We start from the raw sequence: 14,801 nt of genomic DNA, 5'->3' as shown, positions 1-14,801 counted from the left end.
GATCCGAGAGGGTGCTCGCGCCAGGGTTCCGTTCCGGCGAACGCGGTCACCTCCCTCGGACTCCTCCGGTCAGTCGGCCGGGGCCTGGTACTTCTCGGCGATGGCGCGCGCGGTGTCGGTGTCCGGCCCGGGCTGCGGGACGAACACGGCCTCGCGGTAGTACCGCAGTTCGTCGATGCTCTCGCGGATGTCGGCGAGCGCCCGGTGGTTGCCGCCCTTCTGCGGGCTGTTGTAGTACGCCTTCGGGTACCAGCGGCGGGCCAGCTCCTTGATCGAGGAGACGTCCACGATCCGGTAGTGCAGGTGCTTCTCCAGGGCCGGCATGTCCCGGGCGAGGAAGCCGCGGTCGGTGGCCACCGAGTTCCCGCACAGCGGCGTCCGGCCGGCCTCCGGCACGTGTTCGCGGATGTACGCGAGCACCCGCTCCTCGGCCTCGGCGAGCGTCACGCCGTGCTCCAGCTCGTCCAGCAGGCCGGAGGAGGTGTGCATCGCGCGCACCACCTCGGGCATGCTCGCCAGCGCCTCCGCCGGCGGGCGGATGATGACGTCCACACCCTCGCCGAGGATGTTCAGCTCGGAGTCCGTCACCAGTGCCGCGACCTCGACCAGGGCGTCCTGGTCGAGGTCGAGGCCGGTCATTTCACAGTCGATCCATACCAAACGGTCATTCACACAACTCACCCTACGGCGCGATCACGCGCCGCGGGGACCGGAGGAGCCGAGCGGGGCTCCGGGGCGGAGCCCTCGGCCTGGTGCTCGTCCGCGCCGCCGTGCGGGCCGTGGCCGTCCGGCCGCTCGCCCTCCCGTCCGGTCCGGACCGCGTGGCCGTCCCGGGCCGGACGGGCCTCGCGCGCCGCCCGGGCACCGTCGGTCGCCGCCGCCCGGCCGCCCTGCGGACGGGCCTGCGGCACCCGTGCCTGCCGGCCCCGGACCTCGCCCGCCCCGGTCGCCGGCTGCCCGGCGGGGGCGGGGGCCGGCACCCGGCCGGTCGCCGCGCCGTGACCGCGCGCGGCGGAGCCCGCCGCGGCACCCGGCTCGTCCGCGGGCCGTTCGACCGCACTGCGGTGTCCCTGCCCCTGACCGCGCGCCCCCGGCTGGGGGTGTCCGTCCTCCGCCGCCGCGTGCTCCGCGGTGCGCGGCGGACGCCCCGCCCCCGACCCGGCCTGCGGCGGCACCAGCGGCGACCGCCCCGGACCGCGCCCCGCACCCTGCTGCCCGGGGTGCGGCTGCTGCGCGGCCTGCTGGTGCGGGTACGGCTGCCCGGTCCGGGCGTGGAACGCCTGGGCGGCCGGCGTCCCGGCCTGCCCCGGACCGAACGGACCGGGCTGGCCGTGCGGCCCCAGCTGTCCCGCCGCGGCCGGCGACGCGCCGTGCGGCAGCGGCTGGCCGTGCGGGCCGACCTGCGCCGGTGCGCCGTTCCCGGCCGGGAACGGGTGCGCGGGCTGAGCGCCGTGCTGCGTTCCGTGCGCCCCGCCGAACAGCGCCGCGCCCGCCGCGGACCCGGCCGTGGTCGCCGGGTGCGGCAGGGCGGGCATCCGCAGGTCGCCGCCGTGCGGACCGGTCGGCACCACCGACTGCGGCCCGGGCCGGCGCGCCCGGTAGCTGGTCCGGTACGCGGCCGGGGAGACCCCGAGCTGGCGGCGGAAGTGCCCGCGCAGCGCCACCGGCGAACGGAACCCGCACCGGCGGGCGACGTCGTCCACCGACAGCTCCGAGGTCTCCAGCAGCCGCTGCGCCTGGAGCACCCGCTGGGTGATCAGCCACTGCAGCGGTGCGCTGCCGGTGAGCGTGCGGAACCGCCGGTCGAAGGTGCGCCGGCTCATGTACGCGCGCGCCGCCAGCACTTCGACGTCGAACTGCTGGTTGAGGTTCTCCAGCGCCCAGGTGACGACCTCGGCCAGCGGGTCGTTGCCGATCTCCTCCGGTAAAGACTGGTCGATGTACTGGGCCTGTCCGCCGCCGCTGCGACGGCTCGGCACCACCAGTCGGCGGGCCAGCGCGTTGGCCGCCTCGGCGCCGTGGTCGCTGCGCACCACGTGCAGGCACAGGTCGATCCCGGCGGCGGTGCCGGCCGAGGTGAGCACGTCGCCGTCGTCGACGAAGAGCTCGCGCGGGTCCACGTGCACCCGGGGGTAGCGCTTGGCCAGTGTCGGCGCGTACATCCAGTGCGTGGTCGCCGGACGGCCGTCGAGCAGGCCGGCGGCGGCGAGGACGAAGGCGCCGGTGCAGAGCCCGATGATCCGCGCGCCCTCGTGGTGGGCCTTGCGCAGGGCGGTGATCGCCTCGACCGGCGGGGGCTGCGAGATCGAGCGCCAGGCCGGTACGACGATCGTGCCGGCCCGGGCGAGGGCCTCCAAGCCGTAGGGAGCGGAGAGGGTGAGGCCGCCGGTGGTGGCGAGCGGGCCCTCCTCCCCGGCGCAGACCAGCAGTCGGTAGCGCGGCACCCCGGCGTCCTGGCGGTCGACGCCGAAGACGGAGAGCGGGATCGAGCTCTCGAAGATCGGGGCGCCGCCGAAGATCAGCACCGCGACGGTCTCCCGGCGGCGGCGGCCGGAGAGCTTGCGCGGGGCGGAGACCGTCATCGGGGTCGGGGAGCCGTTCGCGCCCGGCCCGCCGTGGCCCAGCGGGCCGTGGCCGGGGGAGCCCAGGGGGAGGCCGGGGAGGGGGCCGCCCAGGGAGCCGGTGGGGGCACCGTTCAAGCCAGGGGTGCCGTTCGCCCCGTTCGCGCCGATCGTTCCGCCCGCGCCGGGGTAGCCGGAGTAGACCGGGAAGTCGGCGCCGTAGGCCTGCGCCGGGCTGACGGTGCCTCGGCTGACGCCCTGTCCGGCGTACGTCTGCTGCCCGCCGTGCACTGCTCCGCCGTGTGCCGACCCGCCGTACGCCGGGCCGCCGTGGGTCGCTCCGCCGTGCTCTGCGGCCGCCGCCGAGGTGCCGGTGGCGGTGGCGCCGGTGGAGGGCACTGCCGGGTACGAGGAGTGCGAGGCGGCGCCCGAGGTGCCGGAGTTGCGGGTGGTGGCGGCGGTCGCAGAGGTGCCGGTGCTTCTCGCGGACCGACCCGCGATACCGGCCGCCGCCTGGCCGCTGTCAGGACCCGCGTCGCTCCTGCTCACCCTGCTCAAGGCGCTCAAGCCCCCTCGGTGGTGTGGTGTGGGTGGTGCGGCACTGCTCGCCAAGATCGAAATCTATCGGGTGGACCATTGCCGTTGTGACAAGTTCACCATCCGACGCTATGTCGACATGGCAATTTGGCGTGATGCATTCGATCACGAAGCGTGGCACCCGTCGACCTTTCTGGGAAGAGGGCCGGTGCAACGGTGGCTGGTTGTCGCGGGACCGGTCCTGGGGCGTCCGGCCCCCGCGCGCCCGGTCGGCGGGTCTGGGCTGCGGATTTTCCCAAGCGGGAGGGATCGGCGCGAAATTGACCGAAAATCGGCGGTGCACGAGAGGGCGCACGAAATGAGATCGTGCGCCTCCCAGGCTTCATCCGGCCAAGGCCGGGGCGGCGGAACCGGGGCGCGATGTCCGGGTTACCGTCCTGCCGTGAACACCAACAGCCGGCTCGAACAGGCCAACGACAACGCCGCCGCCTTCTGGCTCGCCCAAGCCCGCGTGCACGGCTGGCGGTTCCGCGCCGGCCCCGGTCTGACGGCGGTCCGCTGCGCCCGCACCCCGGAGGACTCGCACCGCTTCGTGGTCACCCGACCGCATGTCGAACCAGACCTGGTGGAAGTGGAGTTGGCGGACCTCCTGAAGAAATGGGAGACCGTCTGCTTCACCCTGGAGGACCCGTACGGCGAACTCGACCTGACCCGGTTCGGCGCCACGCGGATGCCGGTCATGCCGGTGATGACCCGTGAGCCCGGCCCGGTCGACGGGGTCCCGGCCGTCCTCCCCGCGCTCTCGGAGGCGCACGGCGGCGGCTCCCTGACGGTCGATGAGGCGCTGGACGGTGACGCCTTCGCGCAGGTCGAGCGCGCGATCGTTGAGGGCTTCCCGCTGCCCGCCCGGCAACCCTGGACCCGTGGCGGCGCGCTCCCGGAACCGTTGCTGCGCGAACCCGGGCTCCGGGCCTGGCTGGGCCGCGTCGACGGCGCCACCGCCGGCGCCTGCCTCACCTACGACGACGGCCAGGCCACCGGGGTGTACTGGGTCGCCACCCTGCCCGACCGGCGCGGCCAGGGCGTGGCCCGCGCCGTGCTCCGGACTGCCCTGGCCCACGCGCAACCCGACCGCCCGGCCACCCTGGTCGCCACTTCGCTCGGCGAACCGCTCTACCGCAAGCTGGGGTTCACCGAGCAGGCCCGCACCTGCTGGTGGACCCGGACCTCCGCGGACGGCTGACGGCCGGGCCGCCCCGCGGAGGTCCGGCGAGTTGCCGGGCGAGTCGCCGGGCGGGGTGTGCGGGCGGGGTGTGCGGGGCAGAACGTATGGGGCGGGGCGCACGGGGTGTGCGGGGCAGGCGCTCAAGGGGGTGCTACGGGGCGGCCGCCGCCGGTGCCACGGCGAACGCGGTCCGCGCGGGCCCGGCTCCATCGGCCGCCGTGCGGACGGCCGTTGGGCGCGCCACCGCAGCGGGGCGCAGCCCGTTCGCCCCCGGGTCCGCCGCCGGGGCCACCGCCGGGGCCACGCCCGGGATCAGACCAGGACGGTCCTCGGCGACCACGGCAAACTCGCCGGTGCGGTTTCGGACATCCGACCCCGCCACCGAACCACCGGGAGCACTGGGGGTTCCGGCGTTCACGGCGGCAGGCGCGAACGGGCCATCCGGGGCGGATGTCGCCGGCCGTGCGCCGGGCCGTGCGCCGATGAGTGCCGCCGCGTGCACCGGCATCCCGGCGGACCGCCGCCGGACCGGTTCGCCCGCGCGGATGCCCGGCCGGGCCGACGGCGCACTGCGGGCGGTGAGCACCTGGCCGACGGCCTCCGGCAGACCGGCCGCCTTCAGCGTGGGCCGGTAGCCGCTCTCGGCCCAGGGCCGACCGTGGTGCAGCCAGACGCTGCGCAGGCCGGCCAGTTCGGCGCCGGCGATGTCCGCGGGCGCGTGGTCCCCGACCATCCAGGTGTGCGCGGCCCAGTTCCCGGTGGGTGCGACCCCGCACCGCTGGGCGGCCATCTCGAAGATCAGCGGATCCGGTTTGACGCAGTCTGCCTCCTCGGAGATGACCCAGCCGTCGACCAGCGGCCCCAGCCCGGTCCGCCGGATCTTCTCCAACTGCGGCCGGGTGCCGCCGTTGCTGACGATGCCGAGCGTCCACCCGGCCGCCCGCGCCGCCCGCAGTGCGTCGACGTGTCCGGGCGGGCAGTGGATGTGGGAGTTGATGCCGCGTCGGTAGTGGGCGAGCAGGAACTCGGCGGAGACGTCCAACCCGTAGCGGCGCCGGACGGCGGACAGTACGGTGCTGCGCGGCACGTAGCCGCCGCCGTCGAGCGTGACGAACCAGTCGAGGTCTCCGGGCGGTAGGTCGTGTTCGGACAGGAAGTCCTGGGACCAGGCCCGGAAAGCGGCGTCCCTGGGGAGCAGCGTGTTGTCGAGGTCGAACAGGAGCAGGGGCATGCCGAGCATGGTGCCAGCGGCCTCGCCTATGCACCTGGCAAATGCCAGAGCGCGTCGCGAAGCCGTACGTAGTGGCTGAAACGGGTGCCAGGACCGGGCGTACGGGTGGGTCCGGGCGGGCCGGCTGAGGCTGGCGGGGCGTGACGGTTCGCGACGTGTCGCAACGGATCGTCGCCGATCCATGACAGTCCGGTCACGGTGTCCGGTAGGCCTGTTGCGTCGCCCGGTCCGCTCAGTCAAGCTCCAGGGAACCTCCTTTCTGGAGGGGGCGCGTGGCCTGCGGGCAGGGCGCACTGCCGACGGCGGGCGCATCCTCCTTTCGCGGGAACAACGTCGCTCCGAGGCCTCATCGCTGGGCTGGGCCTCACACCCGTCGTACTCTGAAAGGAACAGGTCACATACGGTGCTGCGCGGCGCAGACCGACGTCATCCCGTGGGCGGGCCTGCTGCCCGGGCAGCGTCGTCCTCTCCTGTCGGCCCCTCTCCCTTGAAGAGCCGTGAGCCATGGCTGGTTTTGAGTCCTCCCGACCGGTGGAACCGGACGCGCCCCGCAGTGCGGGCGCAGGCGCCGGGGATGACGGCGGCCGCGCGGACCTCGCTCCAGCCGACGGGCACGCCGAGGTATCGGGCCGCCTGCCCGCCAGTCGGCAGGCCGACGGCCAGGCCGACGAGCCGGGCTGCGTACCGGCCGACGAGCGCGGGGGCGAGCGGGCTGATGACCTCGCCGACGAGCACGCTGGCGATCGGGTCGGCGATCGGGTCGGCGAGCGGGTTGGCGAGCTGGTTGGTGACGGCGCCGACCAGCGAGCTGGCGATCCCCCTGGTATCTCGGGTGTCGCTGGTGCCCCGGGCCGTACCCCGGGCGCCGAGGAAGCCGGCCCGGAGCCGGGCGCTCCCCGGGGCTTCGCCCGCGCTCTGCGCGGCCTCGTCCGACGGGGCGGCCTCGCCCGGGGCGACCGTCCGGGGCCTCGCCAGCGGCGTGGCGAGCACCCGGCGGACCCTGCGGGGTCTCCGGTGACGGGCCGCCTGGGCCCGGGCGCCGAGCGCCCGGAGGCGTCCGGCCTGTCCGGCGCGCACACCGAGTCGACGGCCCGGGACGCGTCCGCGCGTTCCCTCGACCCGGTCTTCCAGCACGGCGTGGTCGTCGGCTTCGACGGCTCCCTGTCGAGCGAGCGCGCCCTCGCCTACGCGGTGGGCATGGCGCGCCGTTCGCAGTGCGGCCTGGTGATCGTGCACGTCGCCAACCGCCTGCCCGCCACTGTCTGGGCAGGCTGTGAACCTCCCGTCTTCGTCGACCTCCCCGACCACCGGACCGAGGTCCTGGGCCTGGAGCTCGCCTGCGCGGACTTCCTCACCGGGGTGCCGTGGATCCTGATCGAGCGGGGCGGCGACATCTGCCACGAGATCGAGGAGGTCGGCCGCGAGTACGCCGCCGACGCGATCGTCGTCGGCACGACGCACGGCCTGCTCGGCAAGATCTTCGGCTCGGTCTCCGGGCGGCTGGCGCGGCGGGCCAACCGCCCGGTGATCGTGATCCCCTGACGTCCTATCGGGGCGCCGCGTTCCCGCGCCCCTGGCGACGTCTCCCCTTGTCGGCCGATGGCGTCGGCCGCCGCTGGTATCGGCTGCTGCCGGTGTCGACCGCTGCCGGTGTCGCTCGCTCCTCAACTCCGGCTGAGGAGCGAGCCGTTGCTCCGGTGGGCCCGGATCAGAACGCGGCGCCGATCTCCCGGGCGATGAGCATGCGCTGAACCTCCGATGTGCCCTCCCCGATTTCCAGGATCTTGCAGTCGCGCCAGAAACGGGCGACCGGGAACTCGTTCATGAAGCCGTACCCGCCGTGGATCTGGGTCGCCTCGCGGGCGTTGTCGACGGCGGCCTCGGACGAGTACAGCTTCGCGATCGCAGCCTCCTTCTTGAACGGTTCGCCGTGCAGCAGCCGGGAGGCGGCGTCCCGCCAGGCCAGGCGGGAGGTGTGGGCGCGCAGCTCCATGTCGGCAAGCTTGAACTGGATGGCCTGGTTGGCGCCGATCGGCCGGCCGAAGGCCCGGCGCGTGCCGGCGTACTTGACGGACTCGTCGACGCACCCCTGGGCCAGGCCGGTGGCCAGGGCCGCGATCGCGATGCGGCCCTCGTCGAGGATCCGCAGGAACTGGGCGTAGCCTCGGCCACGCTCGCCCAGCAGGTTGGCCGCGGGAACGCGGCAGTCGGTAAAGGACAGTTCGCGGGTGTCCGATGCGTTCCACCCGACCTTCGAGTACTTCTTCGATACCTGGAACCCCGGGGTCCCGGTGGGCACGATGATGGAAGAGATTTCGCGCGTTGGCGAGCGGAATTCGCCTTCTTCACTCGAACGAGCGATCGGTTCCGTGAGTGCGGTGACGGTGACCAGGCCGGTGATGTCCGTGCCGGAGTTGGTGATGAAGCACTTGGTGCCGTTGATGACCCACTCGTCGGTGGTCCCGTCGTACCGCGCGGTCGTGCGGGTCGCGCCGGCGTCCGAGCCGCCCTCGGGCTCGGTCAGGCCGAAGGCGCCGAGGAGTTCGCCGGAGGTCAGCCGGGGCAGCCACTCGCGCTTCTGCTCCTCCGTCCCGAACCGGTGGATCGGCATCGCGCCGAGCGAGACGGCCGCCTCCAGGGTGATCGCCACCGAGGAGTCGACCCGGGCGAGTTCCTCCAGGGCGATGCCCAGCGCGAAGTAGTCGCCGCCCATGCCGCCGTACTCCTCCGGGAAGGGCAGGCCGAACAGGCCCATGCGCCCCATCTCGCGGACGATCTCGTAGGGGAACTCCTCCCGCTCGTAGAAGCCGCCGATCTTCGGCGCCACCACGTCCTGGGCGAACTCGGCGACGGTGCGCCGCAGTTCCTCGTACTCGCTGCTGAGCCGGTGGTCGAACACGGTGATCCTCCTGGAGCCCGGCCGGGGTGGCCGCGGGCGTGAGCGGGACGACCGGCGTCCGTCTGACGGTGTGACGGTCGCACGGTGTGGTTGGGCGATGAACGTGGTGCCCGGTGCCGGCCGCAGCCGGGGTTCCGCGCGGCCGGCACCGGGGGAGCGGTGGTGGGGCGGGGTCAGCCCCGGGCGGCGCCGAGCAGTGCCTGGACGGTGCGGGACGGGCTCGGACGGCCGAGCAGTTCGGCCATCCAGCCGCTGGTGGCGACCAGCGCGCGCAGGTCGACCCCGGTCCGGATGCCGAGTCCGTGCAGCATCCACACCAGGTCCTCGGTGGCCAGGTTGCCGGTGGCGCTCTTCGCGTACGGGCAGCCGCCGAGGCCGCCCGCCGACGCGTCCACCGTGGTGACCCCCTCGCGCAGGGCCGCCAGGGTGTTGCTGAGCGCCTGCCCGTAGGTGTCGTGGAAGTGCACGGCGAGCCGGTCGACCGGCACCCCGGCCCGCGCGAAGCCGGCCAGCAGGGCGCCGACCTGCCCCGGGGTGGCCACGCCGATGGTGTCGCCGAGGCTCAGCTCCGCGCAGCCCATCTCCAGCAGCCGCACGCCGTACCCGACCACCTGGGAGACCGGGACCGGCCCCTCCCAGGGGTCTCCGAAGCACATCGAGAGGTAGCCGCGGACCGCCAGCCCGGCCTCGGCGGCCCGCGCCACGACCGGGCGGAACATCGCCATCGCCTCGTCCGCCGAGCGGTTGAGGTTGCGGCGGGCGAAGGTCTCGGTGGCGCTGGCGAACACCGCGATGTCGGTGGCGTGGTGGGCGAGCGCCCGGTCGAGGCCGCGCTCGTTGGGCACCAGCACCGGTAGCCGCAGGCCGGGGTGGCGCTCCGGCAGGCCGGCCAGCCGGGGCATCAGCTCCTCGGCGTCGGCCAGCTGCGGGACCCATTTCGGGTGGACGAAGCTGGTCGCCTCGACGGTGCGCAGCCCGGCGGCCGCGAGCCGGCCGATGAACTCCGCCTTGACCTCCACGGGCACCAGGGAGGCCTCGTTCTGCAGCCCGTCGCGCGGCCCGACCTCGTGGATCCGGACCTCCTCGGGCAGGCCTGGGGCGCGGACGGGGTCGGGCAGGCTCAGGTCCAGCGCGTCGGGTTCGCGGGCGGGTGCGGTCATGACCGCACCCCGGCGGGCGCGGGGGCGGCCTGCTCGGCGGCGCCGTCCTCGGCCGGGGCGACCACGACCAGCAGTTCCTCCATCGCGACGGTGGCACCGGCGGTGGCCCGCAGTTCGGCCACCACGCCGTCGTGCGGGGCGGCGATCACGTGTTCCATCTTCATGGCCTCCAGCACGAGCAGGGGCTGGCCCTTGCGGACCGTCTCGCCCGCCGTGGTCTTGACGACGGTGACGGTCCCGGGCATCGGGGCGGTCAGGGCGCCGTGGTGGGCGGCGGTTCCGGCGGCGCTCTCGCCGACCGGGTCGTAGGCGTGCAGCGACCAGGCGTCGCCCTCGACGCCGAGCCAGGTCACCGGGCCGGCGGCGAGGCCGGGAGTGGCATCGGTGGCCAGCGCGAACGTGGTCCGCAGGCCGTCGACGGTGAGGTGCAGCCGGTCGGCGGTCCGGGTCGCGCGGGCACGGTGGACGGGCCCGGCGCCGAGCCGGAGCTCCACCTCGCGGGTGAGCTCGGCGGGATTGTCAGTGGCATCGGCTACGTTGCCCGCAGTGATCGAACGGATGCGCACCGAGACCGGGTCCTGGCCGGGGGTACGGAGTCGGTGGGTGGTCCAGGCGGGGGTGCCGCTCAGGCGCCAGCCGGAGGGAAGGGAGAACGGGTCGGTCCAGCCGTCGGGGTCGGCGGCCGGGGTGAGGTCCAGGTGGCGCGCCAGCGCGGCCGCGTAGTAGAGGAGGTGGGCAGGTGGTGGTGTCTCGGCCGTCAGCGGGGCGGCAGTTGTGGCGTCGGCCACGTTCGCGTCATCGGCCGGGCTGGCGGCGCTGGCCGCATTGGCCTCGCTGGTCTCGCCGGTCTCGTTCGCACCGTTCGGCGCGTTCGCCGGGGAGTACGGCGAGGCGAGCAGGGTGGGCTGCTGTTGGGCCGTCTGTTCCACCAGGCCGGTGTCCAGTTGGCCGGCGACGACCTCGGGGTGTGCGAGCAGCCGTCGCAGGAAGCCCGTGTTGGTGGTGACACCAAGGATGCGGGTGTCGGCCAGCGCGGCGCGGAGCCGGCGCAGCGCGGTCGGGCGGTCGGGCCCGTACGCGATGACCTTGGCGAGCATGGGGTCGTAGGCGCTGGTGACGACGGATCCGGGGGCGACTCCGGAGTCGACGCGCACACCCTCGCCTCGGGGCTCGTCCAGGACGAGGATGCGGCCGCCGGTGGGCAGGAAGTCCCGTTCCGGGTCCTCGGCGCAGATCCGGGCCTCGATGGCGTGGCCCAGGAAGGAGATGTCGGACTGATCGAAGGAGAGCCGTTCGCCCGAGGCGACCCGCAGCTGCCACTCGACCAGGTCGAGCCGGGCTGAATCGTCGCCGACGGCGATGGCGAGTTCGGTGACGGGGTGTTCGACCTGGAGGCGGGTGTTCATCTCCATGAAGAAGAAGTCCCGTACCCCCTCGGTGGAGGTGGTGGCGGGGGAGTCCGGGTCGATGCCGGGAACGATGAATTCCACGGTGCCGGCCCCGGTGTAGCCGCAGGACTCCGCGGCGCGGACGGCCGCGGCGCCCATCGCGGCGCGGGTCTCGGCATTGAGGAGAACGGAGGGAGCCTCTTCGATCAGTTTCTGATGGCGGCGCTGGAGGCTGCACTCGCGCTCGCCGAGGTGGACGGTGGTGCCGTGGGCGTCGGCGAGCACCTGCACCTCGATGTGGCGTGGCCGGTCGACCCAGCGTTCCAGCAGCAGGGTGTCGTCGCCGAAGGCGGTCCGGGCGACGCGGCGGGCGGCGGCGATCTCGGTGGGCAGGTCGGCGCGGTCCCGCACGAGGCGCATGCCCTTGCCGCCGCCGCCGGCGGACGGCTTGAGCAGGACGGGGTAGCCGATCTCCTCGGCGGCGGCGAGGAGGTCCTCGTCGGTGGGCGCGGTGGCCTGGCTGCCGGGGACCACCGGGACGCCGGCGGTCCGGACGGCCTCCTTGGCGTTGATCTTGTCGCCCATCAGCTCGACCGCACCGGGAGGAGGTCCGATGAAGACGAGGCCGGCGTCGGCGCAGGCCTGGGCGAAGCCGGCGTTCTCGGCGAGGAAGCCGTAACCGGGGTGGACGGCCTGGGCCCCGGTGCGGCGGGCGGCGGCGAGGATCTGGTCGGTGCGCAGGTAGGTCTCGGCCGCCGAACTGTCGCTGCGGTCGGCCGGGCCGAGCCGGACGGCGACGTCCGCCTCGCGGACGTGCGGTGAGTCGGCGTCGGCGTCGCTGAACACGGCGACCGAGCGCACGCCGAGCCGCCGCAGGGTGCGGATCACCCGGAGGGCGATCTCGCCGCGGTTGGCGACCAGAACTGTGTCGAACATGGGAGGCGTTCCTCCGGGTCGAGGGGAGCCGTACGAAGGAGGTGGCGGCGGTGAGCCGGCGGCGGGGAGACGACGGGGGAGGGCGGTGGAGGGGGAGGGCGCCGGCCCGGGCGGTGCGCCGGCGCCGTGGGAGTCACACCCGCTGGAGCGGGGTCACACCGACAGGAGAGGAGAGGTCGCGGAGGAGAGGAGTGTGGAGAGGAGGGGCCACACCTATCGGTGCGGGGTCACATCCGGAAGACCCCGTACGGGCCGGGCGGCGGGAGCGGGGCGTTGGCGCAGGCGGTGAGGGCGAGGCCGACGACGGTGCGGGTGTCCATCGGGTCGATCACGCCGTCATCCCAGAGACGGGCGGTGGCGTAGTAGGCGTTGCCCTGGCGCTCGTACTGCTCGCGGACGGGGCGCTTGAACTCCTCCTCCGCCTCGGCCGGCCACTGTTCGCCGTGGGCCTCCAACTGGTCGCGGCGGACGGTGGCGAGGACGGACGCCGCCTGCTCGCCGCCCATCACGGAGATCTTCGAGCCCGGCCACATCCACAGGAAGCGAGGTGAGTAGGCCCGGCCGCACATCGAGTAGTTGCCGGCTCCGTACGAGCCGCCGATCACCACGGTCAGCTTCGGGACGCGGGTGCAGGCGACGGCGTTGACCATCTTGGCGCCGTGCTTGGCGATGCCGCCCGCCTCGTACTGCCGGCCGACCATGAAGCCGGTGATGTTCTGCAGGAAGAGGAGGGGGATGCCGCGCTGGTCGCACAACTCGATGAAGTGGGCGCCCTTGAGGGCCGACTCGGAGAACAGCACGCCGTTGTTGGCGACGATGCCGACGGGGTGGCCGTGGATCCGGGCGAAGCCGGTGACCAGGGTCGCGCCGTACTCGGCCTTGAACTCGGCGAACCGGCTGCCGTCGACCAGTCGGGCGATCACCTCGCGCACGTCGTAGGGCGTGCGCGGGTCGACCGGGACGGCCCCGTACAGGCCGGCCGGGTCCACGGCCGGCGGCTCGACCGGGGTGAGCGGCCACGGCCTGGCCGAGCGCGGGCCGAGCCCGGCCACGATCGTGCGGACGATGGAGAGGGCGTGGGCGTCGTCCTCGGCCAGGTGGTCCGTCACGCCCGAGGTGCGGGAGTGGAGGTCGCCGCCGCCCAGTTCCTCGGCGGTGACCACCTCTCCGGTGGCGGCCTTCACCAGCGGCGGCCCGCCCAGGAAGATCGTGCCCTGGTTGCGGACGATCACGGCCTGGTCGCTCATCGCCGGGACGTACGCTCCGCCGGCCGTGCAGGAGCCGAGCACGGCGGCGATCTGCGGGATGCCGGCGGCGGAGAGCCTGGCCTGGTTGTAGAAGATCCGGCCGAAGTGGTCGCGGTCCGGGAAGACCTCGTCCTGCATGGGGAGGAAGGCGCCGCCGGAGTCCACCAGGTAGACACAGGGCAGCCGGTTCTCCAGCGCGACCTCCTGGGCGCGCAGGTGTTTCTTCACGGTCATCGGGTAGTAGGTGCCGCCCTTGACGGTGGCGTCGTTGGCGACCACCACCACCTCGCGTCCGGCGACCCTGCCGACGCCCGCGATCACCCCGGCCGCGGGTGCCGCCCCGTCGTACATCCCGTCGGCGGCCAGCGGTGCCAGTTCCAGGAAGGGCGAGGCCGGGTCGAGCAGGGTGTCCACCCGGTCGCGGGGGAGCAGCTTGCCGCGCGCCGTGTGCCGGGCACGGGCCTTGGCGCCGCCGCCGAGGGCCGCCGCGTCGAGCTTCTCGCGCAGTTCGGCGACCAGGGCCCGGTGTGCCTCGGTGTTGGCCCGGTACGCGGCGGAGCCCGGGTCGACCGCGGTGCCGAGCCGGGGCGCGGGAGCGGCGGCTCCCGGCGGTACGGCACCCGGCGCCGCCGTGGTGCCGGTCGCTGCGCTGCCATGGACGCCGGTGGGTACACCGGCGGTTGAGATGACCATTCCCAAGAGCTCCCTTGCCCTCGGCACCAGGTGGGCGGCCGGATGCGGTGCGCCCATGGACCCCACGTTAATTAACGTTAACTTACGCGCCCAGGTTAACGGCCGATAACCCCACTGTCTACGATGGGCAGCATGCCGAACGTCCCCGCAGCCTCCGCGCTCCCACGCCGCGACCAGATCCGCCGGGAGGCCGCGCGACTCTTCGCGGCCCGGGGTTTCCTCGGGGTGGGTGTGGACGAGATCGGCAAGGCCGTCGGCATCAGCGGCCCCGGGCTCTACCGTCACTTCGCCGGAAAGGACGCGATGCTCGCCGATCTGCTGATCGGCATCAGTGAGCGCCTGCTGGAGGAGGGGCGGCGCCGGGCGGGGGGCGGTGACGGTCCGGCCGCCGCGCTGGACGCGCTGATCGGCGGCCACGTCGACTTCGCCCTCGACGACCGCGACCTGATCACCCTGCACGACCGCGAGCTGCTGAACCTCAAGGAGGAGGACCGCCGCACCGTCCGCCGGCTCCAGCGCGGCTACGTCGAGCTGTGGGTGGACGTGGTCCGGCAGGTCTATCCGCAGCTGACGGGCCCCGCCGCCGAGCCGGTGGCCCGGGCCGCCGTCCACGCCGTCTTCGGCCTGATCAACTCGACCCCGCACAGCCTCGGCCCGGGCCCCGCCCAGGACGAGCGCTCCGGCCTCCAGCGCGACGGCATGGCCGCCCTGCTGCACGCCCTCGCCCACGGTGCCTTCGCGGCGGCGGCCGAGTCGGTGTCCGCGCGGGCCTGAGCCCTGCGCGCCCGGAAAGCCCGCCCGGAAAGCTCACCTGGAAAGCTCACCTGGAAAGCCCGCCTGGAAAGCCCGTCCGGTGGTCCAGGCCCCATGGCCGGCGGTCCAGCTCCGGGGTCGGAGGTTCTGGCCCGGTCGGAGGTTCGGCCC

At 74.1% G+C, this 14,801-nt stretch carries 10 protein-coding genes and 1 pseudogene; 3 read left to right on the top strand and 8 right to left on the bottom strand.

The annotated features are described in order from the left end of the window. Nucleotides 1-69 precede the first annotated feature (69 nt). Nucleotides 70-672, bottom strand: a complete 603-nt coding sequence (gene orn / locus ACIPLC_RS19425) for an oligoribonuclease (protein ID WP_400474226.1) — start codon at nucleotides 670-672, stop codon at nucleotides 70-72. 907 nt (nucleotides 673-1,579) lie between these two features. Beyond that, nucleotides 1,580-2,582, bottom strand: a pseudogene (locus tag ACIPLC_RS19420) (helix-turn-helix domain-containing protein); the annotation flags it as partial. Nucleotides 2,583-3,540: 958 nt separating this feature from the next. Between ACIPLC_RS19420 and ACIPLC_RS19415 the strand changes: the two are divergent. Next, the gene (locus ACIPLC_RS19415; protein WP_400474225.1) at nucleotides 3,541-4,341 is read left to right on the top strand and encodes a GNAT family N-acetyltransferase; all 801 of its coding nucleotides are present in this window, start codon (nucleotides 3,541-3,543) and stop codon (nucleotides 4,339-4,341) included. Between the two features lie 133 nt (nucleotides 4,342-4,474). Here the strand turns inward: ACIPLC_RS19415 and ACIPLC_RS19410 are convergent, their stop codons facing one another. Beyond that, nucleotides 4,475-5,554 carry an HAD family hydrolase gene (locus tag ACIPLC_RS19410; RefSeq protein ID WP_400474224.1) on the bottom strand — a complete coding sequence of 360 codons (1,080 nt, stop codon included), beginning with the start codon at nucleotides 5,552-5,554 and terminating at the stop codon, nucleotides 4,475-4,477. A 426-nt stretch (nucleotides 5,555-5,980) separates the two neighbouring features. Beyond that, nucleotides 5,981-6,544 (bottom strand): hypothetical protein, encoded by a 564-nt coding sequence (locus ACIPLC_RS19405; RefSeq protein WP_400474223.1) that lies wholly within the window; start codon nucleotides 6,542-6,544, stop codon nucleotides 5,981-5,983. Nucleotides 6,545-6,616: 72 nt separating this feature from the next. Here ACIPLC_RS19405 and ACIPLC_RS19400 point away from each other — a divergent pair, with 72 nt between their 5' ends. After that, nucleotides 6,617-7,096, top strand: coding sequence for a universal stress protein (locus ACIPLC_RS19400; RefSeq protein WP_400474333.1), 480 nt, complete (start codon nucleotides 6,617-6,619; stop codon nucleotides 7,094-7,096). Nucleotides 7,097-7,262: 166 nt separating this feature from the next. Here the strand turns inward: ACIPLC_RS19400 and ACIPLC_RS19395 are convergent, their stop codons facing one another. The 4 genes from ACIPLC_RS19395 to ACIPLC_RS19380 form a co-directional block, all read right to left on the bottom strand. Continuing rightward, a complete protein-coding gene (locus tag ACIPLC_RS19395; protein WP_400474222.1) occupies nucleotides 7,263-8,453 on the bottom strand; it encodes an acyl-CoA dehydrogenase family protein in 1,191 nt (396 codons plus the stop codon). Between the two features lie 173 nt (nucleotides 8,454-8,626). Next, nucleotides 8,627-9,613, bottom strand: a complete 987-nt coding sequence (locus ACIPLC_RS19390; protein WP_400474221.1) for a hydroxymethylglutaryl-CoA lyase — start codon at nucleotides 9,611-9,613, stop codon at nucleotides 8,627-8,629. Beyond that, entirely contained in the window at nucleotides 9,610-11,937 is a 2,328-nt protein-coding gene (locus ACIPLC_RS19385; protein ID WP_400474220.1) for an acetyl/propionyl/methylcrotonyl-CoA carboxylase subunit alpha, read from the bottom strand. The genes ACIPLC_RS19390 and ACIPLC_RS19385 overlap by 4 nt, the downstream gene beginning before the upstream one ends. A 227-nt stretch (nucleotides 11,938-12,164) precedes the next feature. Beyond that, a complete protein-coding gene (locus ACIPLC_RS19380; protein WP_400474219.1) occupies nucleotides 12,165-13,877 on the bottom strand; it encodes a carboxyl transferase domain-containing protein in 1,713 nt (570 codons plus the stop codon). A gap of 132 nt (nucleotides 13,878-14,009) precedes the next feature. On the opposite strand from ACIPLC_RS19380, the gene ACIPLC_RS19375 reads away from it, so the two are divergent. Then, nucleotides 14,010-14,651 (top strand): TetR/AcrR family transcriptional regulator, encoded by a 642-nt coding sequence (locus tag ACIPLC_RS19375; RefSeq protein ID WP_400474218.1) that lies wholly within the window; start codon nucleotides 14,010-14,012, stop codon nucleotides 14,649-14,651. Nucleotides 14,652-14,801 lie beyond the last annotated feature (150 nt).

The sequence above is a fragment of the Kitasatospora sp. NPDC086801 genome (assembly GCF_044745805.1).
GTDB lineage: Bacteria > Actinomycetota > Actinomycetes > Streptomycetales > Streptomycetaceae > Kitasatospora.
The sequence above is the reverse complement of the archived record's forward strand: the minus strand, read 5'-3'. Positions and strand labels throughout refer to the sequence as shown.